This is a genomic window from Agromyces sp. H17E-10, assembly GCF_022919715.1.
Taxonomy (GTDB): Bacteria; Actinomycetota; Actinomycetes; order Actinomycetales; family Microbacteriaceae; genus Agromyces.
The window spans coordinates 425043-446648 of sequence record NZ_CP095042.1; the positions used below are offsets into that span (position 1 = coordinate 425043).

17 protein-coding genes and 1 tRNA gene are annotated in these 21606 nt (G+C 73.0%); 8 read left to right on the plus strand and 10 right to left on the minus strand.

The genetic code is table 11. The annotated features are described in order from the left end of the window. Nucleotides 1-2: 2 nt before the first annotated feature. On the plus strand, nucleotides 3-581 hold the full coding sequence (gene epsC / locus MUN74_RS02025) for a serine O-acetyltransferase EpsC (RefSeq protein ID WP_244854709.1): 579 nt from the start codon (nucleotides 3-5) through the stop codon (nucleotides 579-581). An 87-nt stretch (nucleotides 582-668) separates the two neighbouring features. Here epsC and prfA read toward each other — a convergent pair whose 3' ends face one another. The 8 genes from prfA to MUN74_RS02065 form a co-directional block, all read right to left on the minus strand. Then, on the minus strand, nucleotides 669-1745 hold the full coding sequence (gene prfA / locus MUN74_RS02030; RefSeq protein WP_244854710.1) for a peptide chain release factor 1: 1077 nt from the start codon (nucleotides 1743-1745) through the stop codon (nucleotides 669-671). A gap of 7 nt (nucleotides 1746-1752) precedes the next feature. Continuing rightward, a complete protein-coding gene (gene rho / locus MUN74_RS02035) occupies nucleotides 1753-3918 on the minus strand; it encodes a transcription termination factor Rho (RefSeq protein ID WP_244854711.1) in 2166 nt (721 codons plus the stop codon). 277 nt (nucleotides 3919-4195) lie between these two features. After that, nucleotides 4196-5140 carry a homoserine kinase gene (gene thrB, locus MUN74_RS02040; protein ID WP_244854712.1) on the minus strand — a complete coding sequence of 315 codons (945 nt, stop codon included), beginning with the start codon at nucleotides 5138-5140 and terminating at the stop codon, nucleotides 4196-4198. Beyond that, nucleotides 5137-6246, minus strand: a complete 1110-nt coding sequence (thrC, locus tag MUN74_RS02045) for a threonine synthase (RefSeq protein WP_244854713.1) — start codon at nucleotides 6244-6246, stop codon at nucleotides 5137-5139. The genes thrB and thrC overlap by 4 nt, the downstream gene beginning before the upstream one ends. Beyond that, nucleotides 6243-7553, minus strand: a complete 1311-nt coding sequence (locus MUN74_RS02050) for a homoserine dehydrogenase (protein ID WP_244854714.1) — start codon at nucleotides 7551-7553, stop codon at nucleotides 6243-6245. The genes thrC and MUN74_RS02050 overlap by 4 nt, the downstream gene beginning before the upstream one ends. After that, on the minus strand, nucleotides 7550-9031 hold the full coding sequence (gene lysA, locus MUN74_RS02055; protein ID WP_244854715.1) for a diaminopimelate decarboxylase: 1482 nt from the start codon (nucleotides 9029-9031) through the stop codon (nucleotides 7550-7552). The genes MUN74_RS02050 and lysA overlap by 4 nt, the downstream gene beginning before the upstream one ends. A 155-nt stretch (nucleotides 9032-9186) precedes the next feature. Then, nucleotides 9187-10107, minus strand: coding sequence for an LmeA family phospholipid-binding protein (locus MUN74_RS02060; protein ID WP_244854716.1), 921 nt, complete (start codon nucleotides 10105-10107; stop codon nucleotides 9187-9189). 28 nt (nucleotides 10108-10135) lie between these two features. Further along, a complete protein-coding gene (locus MUN74_RS02065; RefSeq protein ID WP_244854717.1) occupies nucleotides 10136-11809 on the minus strand; it encodes an arginine--tRNA ligase in 1674 nt (557 codons plus the stop codon). A 38-nt stretch (nucleotides 11810-11847) separates the two neighbouring features. Here MUN74_RS02065 and MUN74_RS02070 point away from each other — a divergent pair, with 38 nt between their 5' ends. From MUN74_RS02070 to MUN74_RS02100, 7 genes are all read left to right on the plus strand, one after another. Continuing rightward, nucleotides 11848-12474: an iron ABC transporter ATP-binding protein gene (locus MUN74_RS02070; RefSeq protein WP_244854718.1), complete on the plus strand. Its 627-nt coding sequence runs from the start codon at nucleotides 11848-11850 to the stop codon at nucleotides 12472-12474. After that, nucleotides 12474-13667: an ROK family transcriptional regulator gene (locus tag MUN74_RS02075; protein WP_244854719.1), complete on the plus strand. Its 1194-nt coding sequence runs from the start codon at nucleotides 12474-12476 to the stop codon at nucleotides 13665-13667. The genes MUN74_RS02070 and MUN74_RS02075 overlap by 1 nt, the downstream gene beginning before the upstream one ends. A gap of 82 nt (nucleotides 13668-13749) precedes the next feature. Next, nucleotides 13750-13822, plus strand: a tRNA-Arg gene (locus tag MUN74_RS02080). Between the two features lie 171 nt (nucleotides 13823-13993). Then, nucleotides 13994-16066: a TPM domain-containing protein gene (locus MUN74_RS19210; protein WP_255820930.1), complete on the plus strand. Its 2073-nt coding sequence runs from the start codon at nucleotides 13994-13996 to the stop codon at nucleotides 16064-16066. A gap of 90 nt (nucleotides 16067-16156) precedes the next feature. Then, nucleotides 16157-16891, plus strand: a complete 735-nt coding sequence (locus MUN74_RS02090) for a PspA/IM30 family protein (protein ID WP_244854720.1) — start codon at nucleotides 16157-16159, stop codon at nucleotides 16889-16891. Nucleotides 16892-17059: 168 nt separating this feature from the next. Further along, a complete protein-coding gene (locus tag MUN74_RS02095; protein ID WP_244854721.1) occupies nucleotides 17060-17905 on the plus strand; it encodes an arginase family protein in 846 nt (281 codons plus the stop codon). Between the two features lie 83 nt (nucleotides 17906-17988). Continuing rightward, entirely contained in the window at nucleotides 17989-18411 is a 423-nt protein-coding gene (locus tag MUN74_RS02100; protein ID WP_244856313.1) for a Fe-S oxidoreductase, read from the plus strand. Here MUN74_RS02100 and MUN74_RS02105 read toward each other — a convergent pair. Together MUN74_RS02105 and MUN74_RS02110 are read right to left on the minus strand one after the other, a co-directional pair. Then, a complete protein-coding gene (locus MUN74_RS02105; RefSeq protein WP_244854722.1) occupies nucleotides 18374-19369 on the minus strand; it encodes a siderophore-interacting protein in 996 nt (331 codons plus the stop codon). The genes MUN74_RS02100 and MUN74_RS02105 overlap by 38 nt on opposite strands. A gap of 98 nt (nucleotides 19370-19467) precedes the next feature. Further along, entirely contained in the window at nucleotides 19468-21600 is a 2133-nt protein-coding gene (locus MUN74_RS02110) for an iron ABC transporter permease (RefSeq protein ID WP_244854723.1), read from the minus strand. Nucleotides 21601-21606 lie beyond the last annotated feature (6 nt).

Here is a 21606-nt window from a genome sequence, read left to right on the forward strand (position 1 = left end):
GCGTGACGATCAGTTCGCGCCTGAGAGAAGACCTCGCGACCGCCCGTGCGCACGACCCCGCGGCACGGAGCGGCCTCGAGGTCTTCCTCGTGTACTCGGGCCTGCACGCCATCTGGACCTACCGCCTCACGCATCGGCTGTGGGTGGCGGGCTGGCGGTTCCCCGCCCGGCTCATCTCGCAGTTCGCGCGATTCCTCACGGGCATCGAGATCCACCCCGGCGCCACGATCGGCCGGCGCTTCTTCATCGACCACGGCATGGGCGTCGTGATCGGCGAGACGGCCGTCGTCGGCGACGACGTCATGCTGTATCACGGCGTCACCCTCGGCGGGAAGGCGCCGCGCAACACCCCGCCGGGCACGAAACGCCACCCGACCCTCGACGACGGGGTCACCGTCGGCGCCGGGGCGAAGATCCTCGGCGACATCACGATCGGCGCGTGGAGCGCGGTCGGCGCGAACGCCGTGGTCACCCGCGGCGCTCCCCCGCACTCGCTCGTCGTCGGCGTGCCCGCGACCGTGCGGCCGCTCTCGCACGCGACGGCCGACGCCGCCCGCGGCGTGCACGACTGGCACATCTGAGCCCGCAGACGACGGATGCCCCGTGGCCGGCCGGCCACGGGGCATCCGCGTCGTGCTGGTCGACCGCCGTGCGGTCGGACGTCGCGCCTACTCGCCGCCGAGGTCGGCGAGCCGCGCCTCCTCGTCGGCCTGGATCGCCGACTCGATGAGCGGCTCGAGCGCGCCGTTCATGACCTGGTCGAGGTTGTACGCCTTGTAGCCCGTGCGGTGGTCGGCGATGCGGTTCTCGGGGAAGTTGTACGTGCGGATGCGCTCCGAGCGGTCCATCGACCGGATCTGCGACTTGCGTGCGTCGGAGGCGGCCGCGGCGAGCTCCTCCTGCTGGCGCGCGAGGATGCGGGCGCGGAGCACTCGCATCGCCGCCTCGCGGTTCTGCAGCTGCGACTTCTCGTTCTGCATCGAGACCACGATGCCCGTCGGCAGGTGGGTGATGCGCACCGCCGAGTCGGTCGTGTTCACCGACTGGCCGCCGGGGCCCGACGAGCGATACACGTCGATCTTGAGGTCGTTCTGGTTGATGTCGACCTCTTCGGGCTCGTCGACCTCGGGGAAGACGAGCACGCCCGTGGTCGACGTGTGGATGCGGCCCTGGGTCTCGGTGACGGGGACGCGCTGCACGCGGTGCACGCCGCCCTCGTACTTGAGGTGCGCCCACACGCCCTGCGCGGGGTCGGTCGCGTTCGACTTGATCGCGACCTGCACGTCCTTGTAGCCGCCGAGGTCGGACTCGTTGCGTTCGAGGAGCTCGGTCTTCCAGCCTTTCGACTGCGCGTACTGGATGTACATGCGGAGGAGGTCGGCCGCGAAGAGGGCGCTCTCCGCGCCCCCTTCGCCGCCCTTGATCTCCATGATGACGTCACGGCCGTCGTCGGGGTCGCGCGGGATCAGCAGGCGCCGGAGCTTCTCCTGCGCCTGCGCCAGCCCCTCCTCGAGGGCGGGCACCTCCTCGGCGAAGGCGTCGTCCTCCTTCGCGAGCTCGCGCGCGGCCTCGAGGTCGTCCTGCGCCTGGTGCCACGCCTGGTTCGCCGCGACGATCCGGCTCAGCTCGGCGTAGCGCCGGTTGACCTTCTTCGCCCGCGCAGCGTCGGCGTGCAGCGCCGGGTCGGCGAGCTCCTCCTGCAGCTGCGCGTGCTCGTCGAGCAGCGGCTGAACCGATTCGAACACGGATGCCTCAGCGGTGGTCGGTCTCGTGCCCGTGCGAGTTGCCGTGGCCGGCGACCGGCATCGACTTCTGCATGAGCAGCAGGAACTCGGCGTTCGACTGGGTCTCCTTCAGGCGGCCCAGCACGGCCTCGAGCGCGGGCTGCTGGTCGAGCCCGGCGAGGGCGCGACGCAGCTTCCACGTGATCTTGACCTCGTCGGGGCTGAGCAGCATCTCCTCGCGACGGGTCGACGACGCGTTCACGTCGACGGCCGGGAAGATGCGCTTGTCGGCGAGCTGGCGCGAGAGGCGCAGCTCGCTGTTGCCGGTGCCCTTGAACTCCTCGAAGATGACCTCGTCCATCTTCGAGCCGGTCTCGACGAGCGCGGTCGCGAGGATGGTCAGCGAGCCGCCGTTCTCGATGTTGCGCGCCGCACCGAAGAACCGCTTCGGCGGGTAGAGCGCCGACGCGTCGACGCCGCCCGAGAGGATGCGACCCGAGGCCGGCGCGGCCAGGTTGTACGCGCGGCCGAGGCGCGTGATCGAGTCGAGCAGCACGACGACGTCGTGGCCGAGCTCGACGAGGCGCTTCGCGCGCTCGATCGCGAGCTCGGCGACCGTCGTGTGGTCTTCGGCCGGACGGTCGAACGTCGAGGCGATGACCTCACCCTTCACCGTGCGCTGCATGTCGGTGACCTCTTCGGGCCGCTCGTCGACGAGCACGACCATGAGGTGCACCTCGGGGTTGTTCTGCGAGATCGCGTTCGCGATCTGCTGCAGCACGATCGTCTTGCCGGCCTTCGGGGGCGCGACGATGAGGCCGCGCTGGCCCTTGCCGATCGGGGCGACGAGGTCGATGATGCGCTGCGTGAGCTTGGTGGGCTCGGTCTCGAGGCGCAGGCGCTCCTGCGGGTAGAGCGGGGTCAGCTTCTGGAAGTCGACGCGCGCGGCGGCCTCGTCGACCGACTGTCCGTTGACCGAGTCGACCTTGACGAGCGCGTTGTACTTCTGGCGGCTCGACTGCTCGCCGTCGCGAGGCTGCTTGATCGCGCCGACGACCGCGTCGCCCTTGCGCAGGTGGTACTTCTTCACCTGGCCGAGCGAGACGTAGACGTCGCTCGGGCCGGGCAGGTAGCCGGTCGTGCGCACGAACGCGTAGTTGTCGAGCACGTCGAGGATGCCCGCGATGGGGATGAGCACGTCGTCGTCGAGGATCTCGGGCTCGAGCTCGTCGCCGGCACCGCCCTGGCCGCGGCGCTTGCGGTCGCGGTAGCGGCTGCGACGGCCGCCCTCGCCCTCCTGCTTGTCGGCCTGGTTCTTGTCGGCCTGGTTCTGGTTCTGGCCGCCCTGGGCCTTCTCGCCCTGCTTGGCCTTGTCGGCGTCGCCCTGGCGGTCGGCCTGCTTCTCGTCGCCCTTGCGCGACTCGTCGCCCTTGCCGTTCTGGTTCTGGCCGTTCTGGTTCTGGCCGTTCTGGTTCTGGCCGTTGCCGTTCTGGCGACCGCCCTTCTGGGCGTCGTCGCCGCGCTCGGCCCGCTCACCGCGCTCGGCGCGCTCGCTGCGGTCGCCGCCGCCGCGACGGCCGCGGTTGCGGCGGCCGCCCTGACGGGGCTCCTCGGCGGGCTGCTCACCCTCGGCCGTCTCGGCACGGGCGCCCTCGCGGGCCGGCTCGCCGGTCGCGGCGGCGAGCTCTTCGCGCACGGCGGCGCGAGCCGCCTCACGGGCCTCGTCGTCGTTGGTCGGGGGCACGAGCCCCACGCCGGCGCCGCCGCCGTTCACGTGCTGCGCGGCCGCGGTGGTCGCGCTCGTCGCCCGACGGGGCTGACGGCCGCGACGCGGTGCGGATGCCTCGCCCGCGGCGGGCTCGGCCGTCGTCGCCTGCTCGACCGGAGCCGAAGCGGCCTCGGCCGCGGGAGCGTCGGCTGCGGGAGCCTCCGCCGCGGGTGCCTCGGTCGCTGCCTCGGCGACCGGGGCAGCGGCCTCGGTCGCGGACGCCTCGATGCCGTCGACGTCGAGCGTGGGGGCGGCGTCGCCCTCGGCCTGACGCGCGGTGATCGCCTCGACGAGCTCGCCCTTGCGGAGCTTGGATGCGCCCACGATGCCGAGCGAGGCCGCGAGCTCCTGGAGCTCGGCGACCTTGAGACCGGTCAGGGGGGCGCCGTTCGCCACGCGTGCTGCGTGATCGGATGCGTTGGTCACTGGGTGTTTTCCTTTCCCCTGGCGCAAGTGGTTGCACGGCAGGAGAGTTGATCGCAGCCTCGAGCGAGGTCGGCGCGCGCGGCGCAGACTGCGCAAGTGCGAAAGCAAGAGATTGCCGGGAAGTGCACGATGCGGCTCGTGAGCGGTGTCGGGTCTGACGTATCAGCCGCTTCACCCGCCGGGTGCGGAGTCAGTCTAGCACTGTGCTTCCCCGCGCTCGGTCACGCGACGCACCGCTGTGGAGAACCTCGTGTCGCGGAATCCCGGACCGCCGCGATCAGGCCGGTGAGACCGTCGCGCCCTTGAAGTCGACGGCGAGCGGCAGCGACTGCCACGCGGTGTCGGCTTCGCGCTCGACGAGGGCGATCGCCTCGGCGCGCGTGCTCGGGTCGTTCGCGAGCACGAGGATCGACGGGCCGGCGCCCGACACGACGGCCGGATGCCCCGCCTCGCGCAGCGCGCGGATGAGCCGGTCGGTCTCGGGCATGGCCGCGGCGCGGTAGTGCTGGTGCAGCTTGTCCTCGGTCGCCTGGAAGAGCAGTTCGGGGCTCTGGATGAGCGCCGCCACGAGCAGCGCCGAGCGCGACACGTTGAACACGGCATCCTCGTGGGGAACCTGCTCGGGCTGCAGCGAACGCGCGAGCGCCGTCGACATCTCGTGCTCGGGCACGAGCACGAGCGGCGAGACGCCCCGGTGCACGATGAGCTTCTTGTGCCGTGGCCCCTCGGGCGTGACCCACGCGATCGTGAGTCCGCCGAAGAGCGCGGGCGCGACGTTGTCGGGGTGTCCCTCGAGCTCGGTCGCGAGCTCGAGCAGGTCGTCGGCCGAGAACTCGACGACGCCCTCGAGCAGACCCTTCGCGGCGATGACGCCCGCGACGATCGCGGCACCCGACGAGCCCAGCCCGCGGCCGTGCGGGATCGCATTGTGCGCCACGAGCCGAAGGCCGGGCAGCGGCACGCCCGCGCGCTCGAAGGCGTGCGCGATCGAGCGCACCACGAGGTGCGACGCGTCGAGCGGCACCTCGCCCTCGCCGACGCCGTGCACCTCGACCTCGACGCCGCGGTCGGTCGCCGAGATCTCGAGCTCGTCGTAGACCGCGAGCGCGAGTCCGAGCGTGTCGAAGCCGGGGCCGAGGTTCGCCGAGGTGGCGGGCACCTTGACGTCGACGGTGCGCCCGGCGAGCGGGGTGGTCGCCTCGGCGACGAGCGTGCCGGTCATGAGGCGAGTCCCAGCGCTGCGGCGACCTCGGCCGTGTCGACGGGCACGACGGTCGGCTGGACCTCCGAGCCGTCGGCCGTGCGGAGTGCCCACTGCGGGTCCTTCAGGCCGTGCCCGGTCACGGTGAGCACCACGCGGGCGCCCTGCGGCACGGCTCCGGCGGCCGAGCGCTCGAGGAGACCGGCGACCGAGATCGCGGAGGCCGGCTCGACGAAGATGCCGACCTCGGCCGAGAGGATGCGCTGCGCCTCGAGGATCGCCGCGTCCTCGATCGCGCCGAAGTACCCGTCGGTCTCGTCGCGCGCCTGGAGTGCGAGCTCCCACGACGCGGGGTTGCCGATGCGGATGGCGCTCGCGATCGTGTCGGGGTCGCGCACGGGCTCGCCGCGCACGATGGGCGCGGAGCCCGCCGCCTGGAAGCCGAACATGCGCGGCATCCGGGTCGCGTTGCCGGCCGCGATGTCCTCGCGGTAACCGCGCGTGTACGCCGTGTAGTTGCCGGCGTTGCCGACCGGCACGAAGTGGAGGTCGGGAGCGTCGCCGAGCACCTCGACGACCTCGAACGCCGCCGTCTTCTGGCCCTCGATGCGGTCGTTGTTGACCGAGTTCACGAGGTGCACGGGGTAGTTCGCGGAGAGCTCGCGGGCGATGTCGAGGCAGTCGTCGAACGTGCCCTGCACCTGGATGAGCTTCGCGTCGTGCGCGATGGCCTGGCTCAGCTTGCCCATCGCGACCTTGCCCTCGGGCAGGAGCACGGCCGCGCCGATGCCCGCGTGGGTGGCGTACGCGGCCGCCGAGGCCGAGGTGTTGCCGGTGGAGGCGCAGATGACGACCTTCGCACCGTGCTCGACCGCCTTCGTGACGGCCATGGTCATGCCCCGGTCCTTGAAGGAGCCGGTGGGGTTCATGCCCTCGAACTTGACCCACACGTCGGCACCCGTGCGCCGCGACAGCGCAGGCGCGGGCAGCAGCGGCGTGCCGCCCTCGCCGAGGGTCACGACGGGGGTCGCCTCGGTCACGTCGAGCCGGTCGGCGTACTCGCGGATGACGCCACGCCACTGGCGCGAGCCGGGCTTGGGTGCGGGCGTCGGGTTCAGGCTGTTCACTGGGCTCCTTCGACTCGGAGGACGGATGCGACGGATGCGACGACCGGGCTCGCGGCGAGCGACGCGACCGTGTCGGCGAGCGCCGACTCGGTCGCCTCGTGGGTGCCGATCACGAGGGTCGCGCTGCGCGAGCCCTCGGGCACGCTCTGCTGCAGCTGCTCGACCGAGACGCCGTGTTCGGCGAACGTGCGGGCGACCTGCTCGAGCACGCCGGGCTCGTCGGTCACCTCGAGGGTGATCGCGTACCGGGTGGTGATGCGACCGATCGGCAGCAGCGGCAGCTCGGCGTGGGTGGACTCGGCCGTGCCGGGACCGCCGGAGACGCGGCGACGCGCGATCGCGACGAGGTCGCCGAGCACGGCGGAGGCGGTCTGCACTCCCCCGGCGCCGGCACCGTAGAACATGAGCGGGCCGGCAGCCGACGCCTCGACGAACACGGCGTTGTTCGCACCGTGGACCGCGGCCAGCGGGTGGCTGCGCGGCACGAGCGCCGGATAGACCCGCGCCGAGACGCCCTCGTCGCCGGTCTCGCCGTCGATGAGCCGCTCGCAGATGGCGAGGAGCTTGACCACGTAGCCGGCCCGGCGCGCCGACTCGACCTGGGCGGCCGTCACCTCGGTGATGCCCTCGCGGTGCACCGCGTCGACCGGCACGCTCGTGTGGAACGCGAGGCTTGCGAGGATCGCCGCCTTCTGCGCGGCGTCGTAGCCGCCGATGTCGGCCGTCGGGTCGGCCTCGGCGTAGCCGAGCTCGGTCGCCGTCGCGAGTGCGTCCTCGAGCGAGGCGCCGGTCTGGTCCATGCGGTCGAGGATGAAGTTCGTGGTGCCGTTGACGATGCCGAGGATGCGCTCCACACGGTCGCCCGCGAGCGACTCGCGCAGCGGCCGGATGATCGGGATGGCGCCGGCCACGGCCGCCTCGTACGAGAGCTGCGCCCCGACCTGCTCGGCGGCGGCGTAGAGCTCGGGGCCGTGCGAGGCGAGCAGCGCCTTGTTGCCGGTCACGACGTCGGCGCCCGAGGCGATCGCCTGCAGCACGAGCGTGCGCGCCGGCTCGATGCCGCCCATGAGTTCGATGACGACATCCGACCCGAGGATGAGCGACTCGGCGTCGGTCGTCAGCAGCTCGGCCGGCAGGTCGGTGTCGCGCTTCGCGTCGAGGTTGCGCACGGCGATGCCGACGAGGTCGAGGCGCGCGCCGACCCGCTGGGCGAGCTCGTCGGCGTGCTCGAGCAGGAGCCGCGCGACCTGGGAGCCGACCGACCCCGCCCCGAGCAGTCCGACTCGGATGGACCGGTACTCGATCATGCGGGGTTCCCTTCGGTGGTGGTGCGGGTTGCGGCGGGCGTGCCGGTCGCGTCGTCGACGGCGGTTGCGGCATCCGGTTCGGATGCGGCTTCGGATGCTCCGAGCCCGAGATCGCGCGCGAGCAGGTCGTCGATCGACTCGCCGCGCACGATGACGCGCGCCTCGCCGTCGCGCACGGCGACGACGGGCGGACGGGGCACGTGGTTGTAGTTCGAGGCGAGCGACCAGCAGTACGCGCCCGTCGCGGCGACGGCGAGGAGGTCGCCGGGCGCGGTGTCGGCGGGCAGGTGCTCGACGTCGACCACGATGTCGCCCGATTCGCAGTGCTTGCCGACCACGCGGCTGAGCGCGGGCTCCGCCGCAGAGGCGCGGTTCGCGACGCGCGCCGTGTAGTCGGCGCCGTAGAGCGCCGTGCGGGCGTTGTCGCTCATGCCGCCGTCGACGCTCACGTAGCGGCGGGTGCCGCCCTCGACGGGAACCGGCTTCACCGTGCCGACGGTGTACAGGGTGACGCCCGCGGGGCCGATGATCGAGCGACCGGGCTCGAACGCGAGCCTCGGGATCGGGATGCCCCGGTCGCGGCATCCCTCGACGACCGCCGAGACGATGCCGTCGGCGATCTCCTCGATCGGCTGCGGGGTGTCGGCAGACGTGTAGGCGATGCCGAACCCGCCGCCGAGGTTGAGCTCGGGCAGCGGTTCGACGGCGGCGAGCGCCGCGTGGGCGGCGAGCAGCCGCGAGGCCGACTCGGCGAAGCCCTCGGCGTCGAAGATCTGCGAGCCGATGTGGCAGTGCAGGCCCAGGAACTCGAGCGAGGCGTGCGCGCGGATGCGGTTGCCGAGCTCGACCGCGCGCTCGAGCGGCACGCCGAACTTCTGGTCTTCGTGCGAGGTGGCGAGGAACTCGTGCGTGGAGGCGTGCACCCCGCTGTTCACCCGCAGCCGCACCCGCTGGCGTCGGCCGGCCCGGGCGGCCGCCTCGGCGACGCGCTCGATCTCGACCTCGCTGTCGATGATGAGCGCACCGACGCCGACCTCGACCGCACGGGCGATCTCGGCGAGCGACTTGTTGTTGCCGTGGAAGCCGATCCGAGCGGGTTCGGCGCCGGCGGCGAGCGCCACCGCGAGTTCCCCGCCCGTGCACACGTCGACCGCGAGCCCCTCACCGGTGACCCAGCGCACGACCTCGCCCGAGAGGAAGGCCTTGCCCGCGTAATAGACGGTCACATCGGTGCCGGCCGCGTGCGCCGCGGACTCGAACGCGAGCCGCGTGCGGCGTGCCCGCGCTCGCGCGTCGGCCTCGTCGACGACGTAGAGCGGGGTGCCGAAGCGCCCGGCGAGCGCGACCGCGTCGAGGCCGCCGATCTCGATGCGACCCGCTTCGTCGCGACGGGCGCCGGCCGGCCAGACCTGCGGCGCGAGCGCGTCGGCGTCGGCCGGCGCGGACTGCGCGCCGGGGTCGTGAGAGACGGATGCCACGGGGAACCTCACAGGAGAGATCGATTCGACGGTCGCTCGCGGCGAGCGAACCCGGATCGGTCCCTGAAGCCTGATGCGTGCCGACCTTGTGGGTCGGACTATCCGCGAGTCTACCGAGGGGCCGGTGCCCAGCCGAATCGACGGGTCGGCTGCACCTACCCGCAGCTGCCCGTGCGGCTCATCGCGTCGGCACCGAGCACGACGTCGTCGCCTTCGAGCTCGACCCGCACCGCACCCGGCGCGACGGCGACGGCCGTCACGCCGATGCCCTCGGGCAGGTGCTCGGCGACGCACACCGGCACCGGGTCGTCGCCCAGCAGGCGGCTGACGATGCCCGAGACATCGATCGAACCGCCACCGGCGCCGACCTCGACCCCGACCGGTTCGAGCAGGATGCGGTCGCCCGCAGCCGTGGGCTTCGCAGTCACCTGGTAGCCGACCGGGAACCCGAACACCTCGACGCTGCCCTCGTAGCCGACGGTGCCGTCGCCGAGGGTCACGGTGCCCGTCGCTCCGGGCACCGTGACGAGCTGGTTGAGGGATGCCTCGTCGGCCGACACGGTCGCCGCGAGGTGGCCGACCGGCTGGTCGAGATCGACGGGGACCTGCTGGAGCGTGACCTGCACGTCGAGCGGAGCACCGTCGACCGAGAGGTCGGGCGCGCTGAGCGAGACCTCGTCCATCGTGCCCGAGAGGTACTGCGCGATGACCGAGAACCCGCCGATCGTCACGTCGACATCGCCCTGCACCTGCTCGGGCAGGCTCTTCGCGATCTCGTCGGCGACGCGCTGCTCGGCCACACCGCGGGCGATCACGTCGACGGTCACCGCGATCGCGACGAGCCCGACGACCACGGCGCCGACGATGATGCCGATCTTCGCGCCGCTACCGAGCCGCTTGCGGGGCGCGGGGACCGCGGTCGCGGCATCCGGTTCGATGCCCGGATCGGCTGGCGGTCGCCCGTCGACGTCGAGCCGGAGGGTGGGCTGACCGTCGACGTCGAGCGGCACGGTCGGCTGCGCACCGGTCGGCTGCGCGTCGTTCGGCTGCGGAACGGTCGGCTGTTCGTCGCTCATCGGTGCCCCCTCGATCGGATGCGGAGTACTACATGCGCTCGGGCGCGGACACGCCGAGCAGGTCGAGACCGTTGCGGATCACCTGGCCGGTCGCGTCGTTCAGCCACAGTCGGGTGCGGTGCAGGTCGCCGACGGGCTCGTCACCGAGCGGCAGGACACGGCAGTTGTCGTACCAGCGGTGGAAGAGGCCCGCGAGCTCCTCGAGATACCGCGCGACCCGATGGGGCTCGCGCAGCTCGGCCGCCTGGGCCACGACGCGCGGGAACTCCTGGAGGGCGCCGAGGAGCGCCGACTCGGTCTCGTGCTCGAGCAGCTCGGGCGCGAACGTCGAACGGCCGACGCCGGAGTCGGCGGCGTTGCGCGCGACGGCAGCGGTGCGGGCGTGCGCGTACTGCACGTAGAACACGGGGTTGTCGTTGCCGCGACGCTGCAGGATCTCGGGGTCGATCGTGAGCGGCGAGTCGGCCGGGTACCGCGCGAGCGTGTAGCGGAGCGCGTCGGTGCCGAGCCAGGCCTGCAGGTCGTCGAGCTCGATGATGTTGCCCGCGCGCTTCGAGAGCCGCGCGCCGTTCACCGAGACGAGCTGGCCGATGAGGATCTCGATGTCGCGCTCGGGGTCGTCGCCGGCGGCGCCGGCGAGCGCCTTGAGGCGGTGCACGTAGCCGTGGTGGTCGGCGCCGAGCAGGTAGATCTTGTGCTTGAAGCCGCGGTCGCCCTTGTCGAGGTACAGCGCGGAGTCGGCCGCGAAGTACGTCGGCACGCCGTTGCCCCGCACGAACACCCGGTCCTTGTCGTCGCCGAAGTCGGTCGTCTTCACCCAGACCGCGTCGTCGGCGTCGTAGACGTGACCCTGGGCGCGAAGCCGCGACAGCGCCGTGTCGATGTCGCTGAGCCCGTCGTCGCCCTTCGCGTGCAGGCGACGCTCGCTCGTCCAGACGTCGAAGTGCACGTTGAAGCGCTCGAGCGAGGCCTTGATCTCGGCGAGCTGCAGCTCGTACGCGATCTCGGTCGCCGTGTGCAGGGCGACGTCGTGCTCGAGCTCCGCGAGCTTCGGCTCCCGCTCGAGCACCCGCGTGGCGAGGTCGGCGATGTAGCTGCCCGGGTAGCCGCCCTCGGGGGTCGGCTCGCCCTTCGCCGCGGCCAGCACCGAGGCGCCGAAGATCTGCATCTGGTTGCCGGCGTCGTTGATGTAGTACTCGTTCGCCACCACGGCACCCGCGGCGCGCAGCACGCGGCTGATCGAGTCGCCGAGCGCGGCCCAGCGGGTGTGGCCGATGTGCAGCGGACCGGTGGGGTTCGCCGAGACGAACTCGAGGTTGATGACCGAACCGGTGAGCGCGTCGCTGCGGCCGTAGGCGTCGCCCTCGTCGACGATGGTCTTGGCGAGTGCGCCCGCAGCGGCGGCGTCGAGCCGGATGTTGATGAAGCCGGGACCGGCGATCTCGGCGCTCGCCACGCCGTCGATGCCGGCGAGCGCAGGGGCGAGCTCGCCCGCGACCTCGCGGGGGTTCATGCCGAGCGGCTTCGCGATGCGCAGGGCGATCGACGAGGCCCAGTCGCCGTGCTCGCGGAGCTTCGGACGCTCGAGCACGACATCGCCGGGTTCGAGCCGCAGTTCGACCTCGGCACCGGCAGCACGACGTCGCTCGACCAAGGCGAGGACGAGGTCGTACAGGGCGCTGGAGAGATCGGCTGGAGTCACCCGCAAATCCTATCCGGCTCATTGATAAGGTTCGTCACATGCCGCGCTCCCCCCACCTGCTCCGCCAGCGCCCGATCGGCCTCGCGGCCGCGATCGCCGCGGTCGCGCTCGCGCTCACCGGCTGCGCCGCCGATGCACCGGAGCCGACCGGCTCGGCCACGCCGACCGCCGGCACCGAGGCGCCCGCCCCGGGCGGGAGCGACTCGCCGGCACCGACGCCGACCGAAGAGCCCGCGACGCCCTTCGAGGTCGCGTGCGACGTGCTGCTGACGCCCGATCAGGTGTACGCGTTCAACCCGAACTACAGCGCGGCGCCCGGCTACGCACCCGCGGCCGCAGGCGTCGTCGGGGTGACCGACGAGGCCGGCACCGCGTGCGGTCTCGTCAACCAGACCAACGGGGCGCTCATCGAGTACGCGGTCGCGACCCCGCCCGAGGCGGCGCTCGAGGCCAGGAAGAACGATGCGGCGCTCGGGTCGAATCCGGTGCCGACCTATGGCACCCCGCCCGATGTCGAAGGCTACTTCGAGCGCTCGGGCGAGACCGGCGAAGCCCAGGTGTTCACGGGCGAGTACTGGATCGTGGTCGCCTCGACCGAGCTCGTCGAGCCCGGCGACGCCCAGTCGCTCGTGAGCGCGATCGTCGCGAACCTCGAGGCCGCCTGATGGCCGGACCGACGAGGCAGGCGCAGGGCACGCCGTCCTGGCTCGGAGCGGTCAACGATCGGGTCGGGCTCTCGGCCCTGCTCGACCACGGCCCGCTGACGCGCAACCGCATCTGCGAGCTCGTCGGCGTCTCGAAGCCGACCGCCTCGATGATGATGACCCGGCTCATCGCCGCCGGCGTCGTCGAGGAACGCGGCCAGGTCGCCGGCAGCCCCGGGCGCAACGCGGTGCTCTACGCCGCCCGCATCGATCGACCACTCGGCGTCGCGATCGCGATCGACGCGTTCGAGCTGCGCGCGCGAGTCGTCGACGCGGCGGGCAGCGACCGCCCGCTCGTCACGATCCAGCTCCCACGCGAGGTCGCCGAGCGTTCGGCCGTCGACGAGGTGCGTCGAGCGATCGAGGAGGCGAGCGCGGCCGCCGGCACCGACCCCGCCGCCGTGCACACCGTCGGCATCGGCACCGCCGGGTACATCGACCCGGGCGGCGAGGGCACGCTGTTCAGCGAGACGCTCCCCGGGTGGCCGACGACGGGCCTGCGCGCCACGCTCGAGCAGGCGCTCGGCGTCACCGTCTACATCGAGAACGACGTGAACCTCGCCGCCGTCGCCGAACGCGAGACGGGCGCCGGCGAAGGGCGCGACGTGTTCGTGCTGCTGTGGCTCGGCAACGGCCTCGGCGCCTCGTTCGACATCGCCGGCGACCTCTACCGGGGCACCTTCGGCGGCGCGGGCGAGATCGGCTTCCTGCCGCTCTCGGCCGAGGCGCGCGAACTCGACGCCCGGGCGACGACGAGCGGCGACCTCGTGGGCGCGATCGGGCTGCGTCGGCTGGCCGCGGCGCACGGGGTGGAGCACGACGACTTCCACGACCTGCTCGCGGGCATCGCCGACAGTGATGCGCTCGACGCGATCGTCGACGAGCTCGGCGAGCGCATCGCGCACATCGCACTGCCGGTGCTCGCGATGCTCGATCCCGGGCTGCTCGTGCTCGCCGGGCCGACGGCCGCGGTCGGCGGCGCCCGTCTCGCCGAAGCGGTCGAGCGCGACATCCGACGCCTGAGCCGTTGGTATCCCGAAGTGGTGGCGACCCATGTCGACGGCGACGCCGTGCTGCAGGGCGCGACCGCGTTCGTGACCGCGAAGGTGCGAGAGGACCTGCTGGGCACCGTCGCCCGGCTCGCCCTGCCCTGAGTCGCGGCGCCGGTTCGGGCGTTCCCGGGGTGCTCGTGCGACATCGACGCACCCCGGATGATGGTAGGGTTTTCAACTGTGCGCCTCCGTAGCTCAGGGGATAGAGCGCCGGTTTCCGGTACCGTAGGTCGGGGGTTCGAATCCCTCCGGGGGCACGTTGTGATCGAGCGGGTCGAGCCGAGTCCGGCTCCCCGCTCGAACGCGTTTCGGCACCGCTGAGCGACGACCCGGCGAGCGCTGCGCGCTGAGGCGACGCCCGTGGACGACCGGCCACGCACCCCCATAGACTCGGACTCGTTCGTCTGTAACGGGGAAGGCGCTGGTGCATGCGTTCGAAGCGCACATGGTCCGTGATCGTCGCGATGGTCGCGGGAGCGCTGTTCGCCGTCTCGGGCGCGGGCGTCGCCTGGGCTGAGGATCCCGTCTCGTTCGGCTCCTCCCCCGTCGTCGACGCGGCTGGGGTGCTCGGCGACCAGCTCGACGACGTCGAGAGCGCGCTCGGCGACATCGCCGACCGCAGCGGCCGCCAGTTGTTCGTCGCCTACGTCGGCGAGTTCACGAACCCGGCGTCGGCGCAGGCCTGGGCCGAGCAGACGGCGATCGACAACGGGCTCGGCACCGAGGACTACCTGCTCGCGGTCGCGGTCGACGGCCGGCAGTACTACCTCTCGGCGGCGAGCGACGCCGCACTCAGCGACGCCGACCTGCAGCGCATCTCGACGCAGGTCATCGAACCCGAGCTTCGTGACGAAGACTGGGCCGGTGCGGCGATCGCCGGCGCGTCGGCGATCGCCGATGCGAACGCCGACGACGGAGCGGTCGTTCCGGGTGACGAGTCGGGCCCCGGGACCGACACCGGCGGGAGCCCGTCGCGGACGGGCGCCATCTGGGTCCTCGTGCTCGGCGCCGCCGCCGTGCTGATCGTCTGGTTCATCCTCCGTCGACGGAGGCGCCGTGCTGCGGGCGGCACCGCACCCTCGGCGGCGCCCGCGCCGCCGGCGCCGCCTGCTCCGTCGCTCGACGACCTGCGCCGCCGGGCGGGCAGCGCCCTCGTGCAGGCCGACGACGCGGTGAAGTCGAGCGAGGAGGAGCTCGGCTTCGCGGTGGCCTCGTTCGGCGAGGCCGCGACCGCCGACTTCCGCGCCGCGCTCGACCATGCGAAGGCGAAGCTCGGCGAGGCCTTCGCCGTGCAGCAGCGACTCGACGACGTCGACCCCGACACCGACGACGAGCGCCGCGCCTGGTACCAGGACATCGCGCGGCTCGCGGGCGAGGCCGACGAGCTGCTCGACGCGCAGGTCGAGCAGTTCGACGCGCTGCGCGACGTCGAGCGACACGCACCCGAGGCCCTCGCCCGTGTCGACGCCGAGGCGACCGCGGCCGCCGCCGCGATCGCGCCGGCGGCCGCCCGTCTCGCTGAGCTCCAGGCCGTCTACGTCCCGTCGGCGCTCGCCCCGATCGCCGACAACCCGGCGCAGGCCGAGGCCAGAGCGGCATTCGCCCGCACCACGCTCACCGAGGCGCAGGCCGCACTCGGCCGGGGCGAGACCGGGCCCGCCGCGCTCGGCATCCGCACGGCCGAAGCCGCGGTCGACCAGGTGGAGCTGCTCGCCGCCGCGGTCGACCGGTTGGCGACCGAACTGGCCGCGGCCGACCGCGCCGTCGCCGCCGGCGTCGACGAGCTCGACGGCGACGTCGAGGCGGCGCGCGCACTCGGCCCCGATGCCGTGGCCGTCGCCGATCGGGTCGCCGCCGAGGCATCCGCCCTGCGCACCGCGATCGCGGCGAACGGCCGCGATCCGCTCGAACTCCAAGCGCGGTTCACGAGCGCCGATGCCGAGATCGACGCCGCCATCCAGGGCGCTCGCGACGCCGCGGCGGCCGCGGCGAAGCTCGCCGCGCAGCTGCAGCGCACCCTGCAGTCGGCCAAGGCCCAGGCGCAGTCCGCCGAGGACTACATGATCGCGCGGCGCGGAGTGATCGGCGCCGAGGCGCGCACCCGGCTCGCCGAGGCCGGCCGTCTCATCGTGCAGGCCGAGCAGACCGCCGCGACCGATCCGGCCGGCGCGCTGCAGAGCGCCGAGCAGGCCGCTCGCCTCGCAGCGGCGGCCATGACGCTCGCCCAGCAGGACGTCGGCGACTCGAACACGGGCGTCGGCGACTTCGGCGTCGACGGCGGCGAACTCCTCGCAGCCGTCATCGGCGGCATCATCGGCGGCTCGATGGGCGGCGGTTCTCGCAGTTCGGGCGGGTTCGGGGGCCTCGGCGGGTTCGGGGGTTCCGGCCGCTCCGGCGGCGGGTTCGGCGGCTTCGGCGGATCGGGTCGGTCGCGAGGCTTCGGCGGCGGGTTCGGCGGCTCGGGCTCGAGCGGTCGCCGCGGAAGCGGAGGTCGCTTCTGAACCACGAGAACCCGCCGAGCACGGCTCACCACCCCGACGGCCGTCCAGGCCCCACCTGACCGAATCCAGCCCACGAACGAGGGAGTAACCATGGCAAAGCAGTCCATCTTCGGACGGATCTCGCAACTCGTGCGAGCCAACATCAACGCGCTCATCGACCAGGCGGAAGACCCGCAGCTCATGCTCGACCAGATGGTGCGCGACTACACCAACTCGATCGCCGACGCCGAAGCCGCCATCGCCGAGACGATCGGCAACCTGCGTCTCCTCGAGGACGACCACCGCGAAGACGTCGAAGCAGCCCGTGAGTGGGGCGAGAAGGCCGTCGCGGCGAGCCGCAAGGGCGACGAGCTGCGCGCCGCCGGCGACGCGGCAGGCGCCGACAAGTTCGACAACCTCGCGAAGGTCGCGCTCAGCCGCCAGATCTCGTCCGAGAACGAGGCGAAGGCCGCCGAGCCGCAGATCGCCGCTCAGACCGAGGTCGTCGACAAGCTCAAGGCGGGCCTCAACGGCATGAAGGAGAAGCTCGTCCAGCTGCAGAACAAGCGCTCCGAGCTCGTCGCCCGAGCGAAGACGGCGCAGGCGCAGAAGCAGGTGCAGGACGCGGTCAAGTCGATCGACATCCTCGACCCGACGAGCGACATCGGCCGCTTCGAGGACAAGATCCGGCGCGAGGAGGCGGTCGTTCGCGGCCAGGCCGAGCTCGCCGCGTCGAGCCTCGACGCGCAGTTCAACGAGCTCGACGACCTCGGCGAGCTGACCGAGGTCGACGCGCGCCTCGCCGCGCTCAAGGCCGGCGGGTCGCAGGGCGCCATCGGCGGCTGACGAACCGGCGAACGACCTGAAGCGGATGCGCCGGGGTCGACCCGGGGCATCCGCTTCGTCGTTCGCGGCCGGCGGCACGGGCCGTCCCGTCCGGTGGTTCGCCCACGGCGTGCACGAGTTCTGGGCGCAGCGTGCCGCGCCGGGTCGCAGCGCGCGATACTGGGAGGCATGCCAGCCACCTTCGTCGTCGTTCCCCTGTGGCAGGGCTCGGTGTCCGCGCGGGCGATGAGCCTCGCCGACGGTGCCGCAGCCATCCTGGGCGACCTGCCGAGCTCCGCGACCGTCACGGTCGACGTCCCCGTCGAGGCGGGCGAGTCGCTCGGCACGGGCGTGCACCGCTACAGCACGATCGTGCGCGTGCGCGACGCCGCCGCCGAGGCGCTCGAGCGGGTGCCCGACTGGGCGCTCACCATCGGCGGCGACTGCGGCACGTCGGTGGCCGCGGTCGCGCACGCGGTCCGGGTCGCGGAGGGCGACCTCGCCGTGCTCTGGCTCGACGCGCACCCCGACCTGAACACGCCCGAGACCTCTCCGTCGGGCGGCTTCGGCGGCATGACGCTGCGTGCGATCACGGGCGAGGGCGCTCCCGGGCTCGCGCTCGATGAGGCGACGCGCGTCGCACCCGCGCGGCTCGTGCTCGGCGGGGTGCGCGCGATCGACGACGAGGAGCGACGGTTCATCGACGAGCACGGCGTCTCGGTGCTCACGGTCGAGGACCTCTCCGACCCGACGGCCGTCATCGCCGAGCTCGAGGCGACCGGCGCGTCCCGCGTGTTCGTGCACGTCGACCTCGACGTGCTCGACCCGTCGGCGCTCGCGGGGCTCTCGTACCCGATGCCGTTCGGCATCGGCGCCGCCGAACTCGTGAGCCTGCTGCGTGCGGTCGCCGCGCGCTTCCCGCTCGCGGGGGCGGCGATCGCCGGGTTCACGCCGGCCAACCCCGAGGCGGCGGTCGACGACCTGCCGACGATCCTGCGCCTGGTCGGCGCGCTGACCTCGGGCGACCGCGCGTGAGCCGGGCGCGCGAGACGGCCGCCGACGCGACGACCGCCAATGCGAACGGCGCTCCGCCGCTCGCCCGGACCCGCACACTCCGCATCCGGCTCACCGATTCCCCCGTCAGCCGCGTCGGCTACGCGTGGGCGACGCTCGTGGGCTTCGTCTGGGGCTTCCTCTGGAGCACCGGTCCGATCACCTACCGTGCGGGCCTCATCGTGTTCACCGGCATGCCGAAGTGGACCTTCGGACGCGGCGGCTCGTGCGTCGGCGGATGCTACCTGACCGGCTCGAACGACGGCGACCGGGTGCTCGGCCATGAGGCGGTGCACAAGCAGCAATGGTTGAAGTACGGCATGCTGCTGCCGGTCCTGTACCTGATCGCCGGCCGCGACCCGCTGCGCAACCGGTTCGAGATCGAAGCCGGTCTCGAGGCGGGCGGCTACCTGCCGCGCGGGCGACACCCCGCTCGCCCGCAGGCGCCGGTCACCCCTCGGCGCGACCGAGCTTCCAGTACCCCATGAAGGCGACCCGGCGACGGTCGACGCCGAGCTCCTTCACGAGGTGGCGACGCAGGGTCGTGATGGCGCCCGCCTCGCCCGCGAGCCAGGCGTAGAAGCCGCCACCGGTCGTCGCGTCGGGCACCTCCCAGAGGATCTCGTCGTCGCCGATCTCGGGCAGCGCGGATGCCTCGGCCGAGGCATCCCCACCGAGTCGTCGATCGGCCCAGGCGGTGACGGCCTCGACCAGGCGGGTGCCGTAGGCAGGCTCGCCATCGGCCCGCGAGGGGTCGGCACCGCGCTGTTCGCCCTGCTCGCTCCGCGCGATCCAGTGGACCTCGACCCCCTCCGGCGCCCGCAGTTCGAGTCGGTCGGTCGTGTCGGGCACCTCGAGGAACGCGGCGCCGCGCGCGTCGGCGGGGAGCTGCCCGAGGATCACGGAGATCGCCGGCACCGCGGTCTCGTCGCCCGCGATGAGGAGCGTCCGCGCATCGCCGGGATGCCACTCCCAGCCGCCCGCGGGCGCCTCGGACGTGGCATCCGGGGCGATCAGGAGCATGCGGTCGCCGATCGCGGCGCGGGCGATCCAGCGCGACGCGGGGCCGCTGTCGCCGTGCGCGACGAAGTCGACCTCGAGCTCGCCCGACTCGGGGCGCGCGTCTCGGATCGTGTAGGTGCGGATCGGGTTGCGGGTCGCGTCGGGCAGGGCGCGCCACGCGCCGAACCAGTCGTCGCCGGTGCGAGGGAAGTGCGCGTACCCGCTGTCGGAATCGTCGAGACCGTCGATGGCGGCCGGGCCGTCGGCGCCGAGGTCGCCCCCGTCACGCTCGAGCGGCAGCACGACCTTGATGCGCTGGTCGGGACCGTCCCAGCCGACCTCGCGGAGGTCGTCGCCGCGGAACACGACCCGCACGAAGTGGGGCGTCAGCCGGCGCACCTCGCCGACGGTGGTCTCGAAGGCGCGGTATCCGGGCTTGGCCATGAGGGCTCCTGTCGGTGATTCAGGTTCGGTTCGGGCGAACGGGTATGCGACCAGCGACCGTGGCGTCGGGTGCGTCGCCCGGCCAGCGCCTCGCGCGGTCAGGCGGTTCGGCGTGCCCGCCAGAGCAGCCAGACGAAGTACGGGGCGCCGACGACGGCGGTCACGAGGCCCGCGGGCAACTGCCCCGGGGCGATCACGGTGCGACCGATCGTGTCGGCGACGGTCACGAGCAGTGCGCCGAGCAGTGCCGCGAGCGGCAGCACGAGCGCGTGCCGTCCACCGACGAGCGCGCGGGCGGCGTGCGGAGCGACGAGGCCGACGAACCCGATCACGCCGACGGCCGACACGGCGGTCGCGGTGAGGGCAACGGAGATGACGAGCAACCACAGGCGGGCCGGGCCGAGCCGGATGCCGAGGACCCGGGGCGTGTCGTCGTCGAACGCGAGCAGGTCGAGTTCGCGTCGCATCGAGGCCAGCACCGGCAGCGACACCATGAGCACCACGAGTAACGGGATGAGCTGCGGGAAGGTGCGGCCGTACGTCGAGCCCGACATCCAGGTGAGCGCCTTCGCCGCGTTGTACGGGTCGGTCGCGATGATGAGCATCGCGGTGATCGCCCCGGCTGCCGCCGAGACGCCGAGGCCGACGAGGATGAGGCGGCTCGACGCGAGCCCGCCGCGCAACGTCAGTCCGAAGACGATCGCCGCTGCTGCCGCCGCACCCACGAGTCCGCCCGCGGTGATCGCGGCGAATCCGGCGAGCGGTACGAAGGTGATGACGAGCACGGCTCCGACGCCGGCGCCACCCGTGACGCCGAGGATCGCGGGCTCGGCGAGCGGGTTTCGCGACACGGCCTGCACGACCGTGCCCGCCACCGCGAGCGCGGCACCCGCGAGGATCGCCGCGACGACGCGAGGCGCCCGGGTGTTCATGACGAACTCCACGAGGGGACCGGCCTGGCCGGTGATCCAGTTGAGCACGTCGCCGCCGAGCAGCTTCGCGTCGCCGAGCAGCAGCGAGACGAAGCCGACCGCGACGACGGCGGCGGCCTCCGCGACGATCACGGCGATGCGGCCCCGGCGCGAGAGCCCGGCACCGATGACGAACCCGGTCGCCGCCTCGCTCGTCGCGCGCGAGCGCAGCGCGAGCGCCACGAGGAACACCGCGCCGAAGATCGTGGTCACGACGCCCGTCGGCACCTCGACGGCGGCCTGCCCGCCGAACGCCAGACGCAGCAGCACGTCGGCACCGAGCACGACGATGACGCCCATGATCGCCGCGGCGGGGATGAGCAGCACGTGCTTCTGCATGCCCGGTACGCGCACGGCGATCAGCCGCACGATCGCCGGGGCGGCGAGGCCGACGAAGCCGATCGGCCCGGTGAGCGTGACGGCGACCGCCGACAGCAGCACGGCGATGACGACGCCGACGAGGCGGGTGCGGCGCACGTCGACGCCCAGCACGGTCGCGGTGTCGTCGCCGAGCGCGACGAGGTCGAGCTGCCGGGCGAAGAAGCAAAGCACGGCGATCGCGACGGCCACGACCGGTGCGAGCTGCGCGGCGGGGCCGATGCCGGTCTGCGCGAGGGTGCCGTTGCTCCACGCGTAGAGCCCGGTGGTGCGCTCGGGGAACAGCAGCAGCAGCATGGTCGTGAGCGCGGTGAGCGCGAGTGCGATGGCCGAGCCCGCGAGCACGAGCCTCGCCGTGCCGCTGCCGCGACCGCCGGCCGAGGACAGCGCGAGCACGAGGCCCGCGGCGGCGAGACCGCCGATGAATGCGACGGCGCCTCCCCCGACGACGGGCAGCGCGATGCCGAACGATGCGACGACGACGACCGCGAGGTACGAGCCGGCGTTGACGGCGAGCGTGTCGGGCGACGCGAGCACGTTGCGCGACACGCTCTGGAGGATGAGCCCGGCCACGCCGAGCGCGACGCCGACGACGACGCCCGCGGCGAGCCGGGGCACGCGCGAGGCGACGAAGACCGCGGTGGCCTGGTCGTCGGTGCCGCCCGTGACGAGCCCGAGCAGCTCGGGGAGTCCGACATCGGCAGAGCCCTGCGTGACGTGCACCGCCGCGAGCAGCGCGACGATGACGACGCCGAGCGCGATGAGCGCGACGGCTCCGAGCCGGAGGCGCGGGACGCCTCCGGCCGGGCCCGGCCCGGTCGGCGAGGCCGACCCGGCCGGTGCGGCCGACCCGGCCGGTGCGCTCGAGGCGCTCGACGTCACGACCGA

What these genes read in the sequence shown, in the direction of transcription:
- MUN74_RS02050 (WP_244854714.1), bottom strand. Translation starts at nt 7,553, where the DNA reads ATGATCGAGTACCGGTCCATCCGAGTCGGACTGCTCGGGGCGGGGTCG.
- MUN74_RS02095 (WP_244854721.1), top strand. Translation starts at nt 17,060, where the DNA reads ATGCCAGCCACCTTCGTCGTCGTTCCCCTGTGGCAGGGCTCGGTGTCC.
- thrB (WP_244854712.1), bottom strand. Translation starts at nt 5,140, where the DNA reads ATGACCGGCACGCTCGTCGCCGAGGCGACCACCCCGCTCGCCGGGCGC.
- MUN74_RS02090 (WP_244854720.1), top strand. Translation starts at nt 16,157, where the DNA reads ATGGCAAAGCAGTCCATCTTCGGACGGATCTCGCAACTCGTGCGAGCC.
- MUN74_RS02075 (WP_244854719.1), top strand. Translation starts at nt 12,474, where the DNA reads ATGGCCGGACCGACGAGGCAGGCGCAGGGCACGCCGTCCTGGCTCGGA.
- MUN74_RS19210 (WP_255820930.1), top strand. Translation starts at nt 13,994, where the DNA reads ATGCGTTCGAAGCGCACATGGTCCGTGATCGTCGCGATGGTCGCGGGA.
- MUN74_RS02060 (WP_244854716.1), bottom strand. Translation starts at nt 10,107, where the DNA reads ATGAGCGACGAACAGCCGACCGTTCCGCAGCCGAACGACGCGCAGCCG.
- MUN74_RS02070 (WP_244854718.1), top strand. Translation starts at nt 11,848, where the DNA reads ATGCCGCGCTCCCCCCACCTGCTCCGCCAGCGCCCGATCGGCCTCGCG.
- MUN74_RS02105 (WP_244854722.1), bottom strand. Translation starts at nt 19,369, where the DNA reads ATGGCCAAGCCCGGATACCGCGCCTTCGAGACCACCGTCGGCGAGGTG.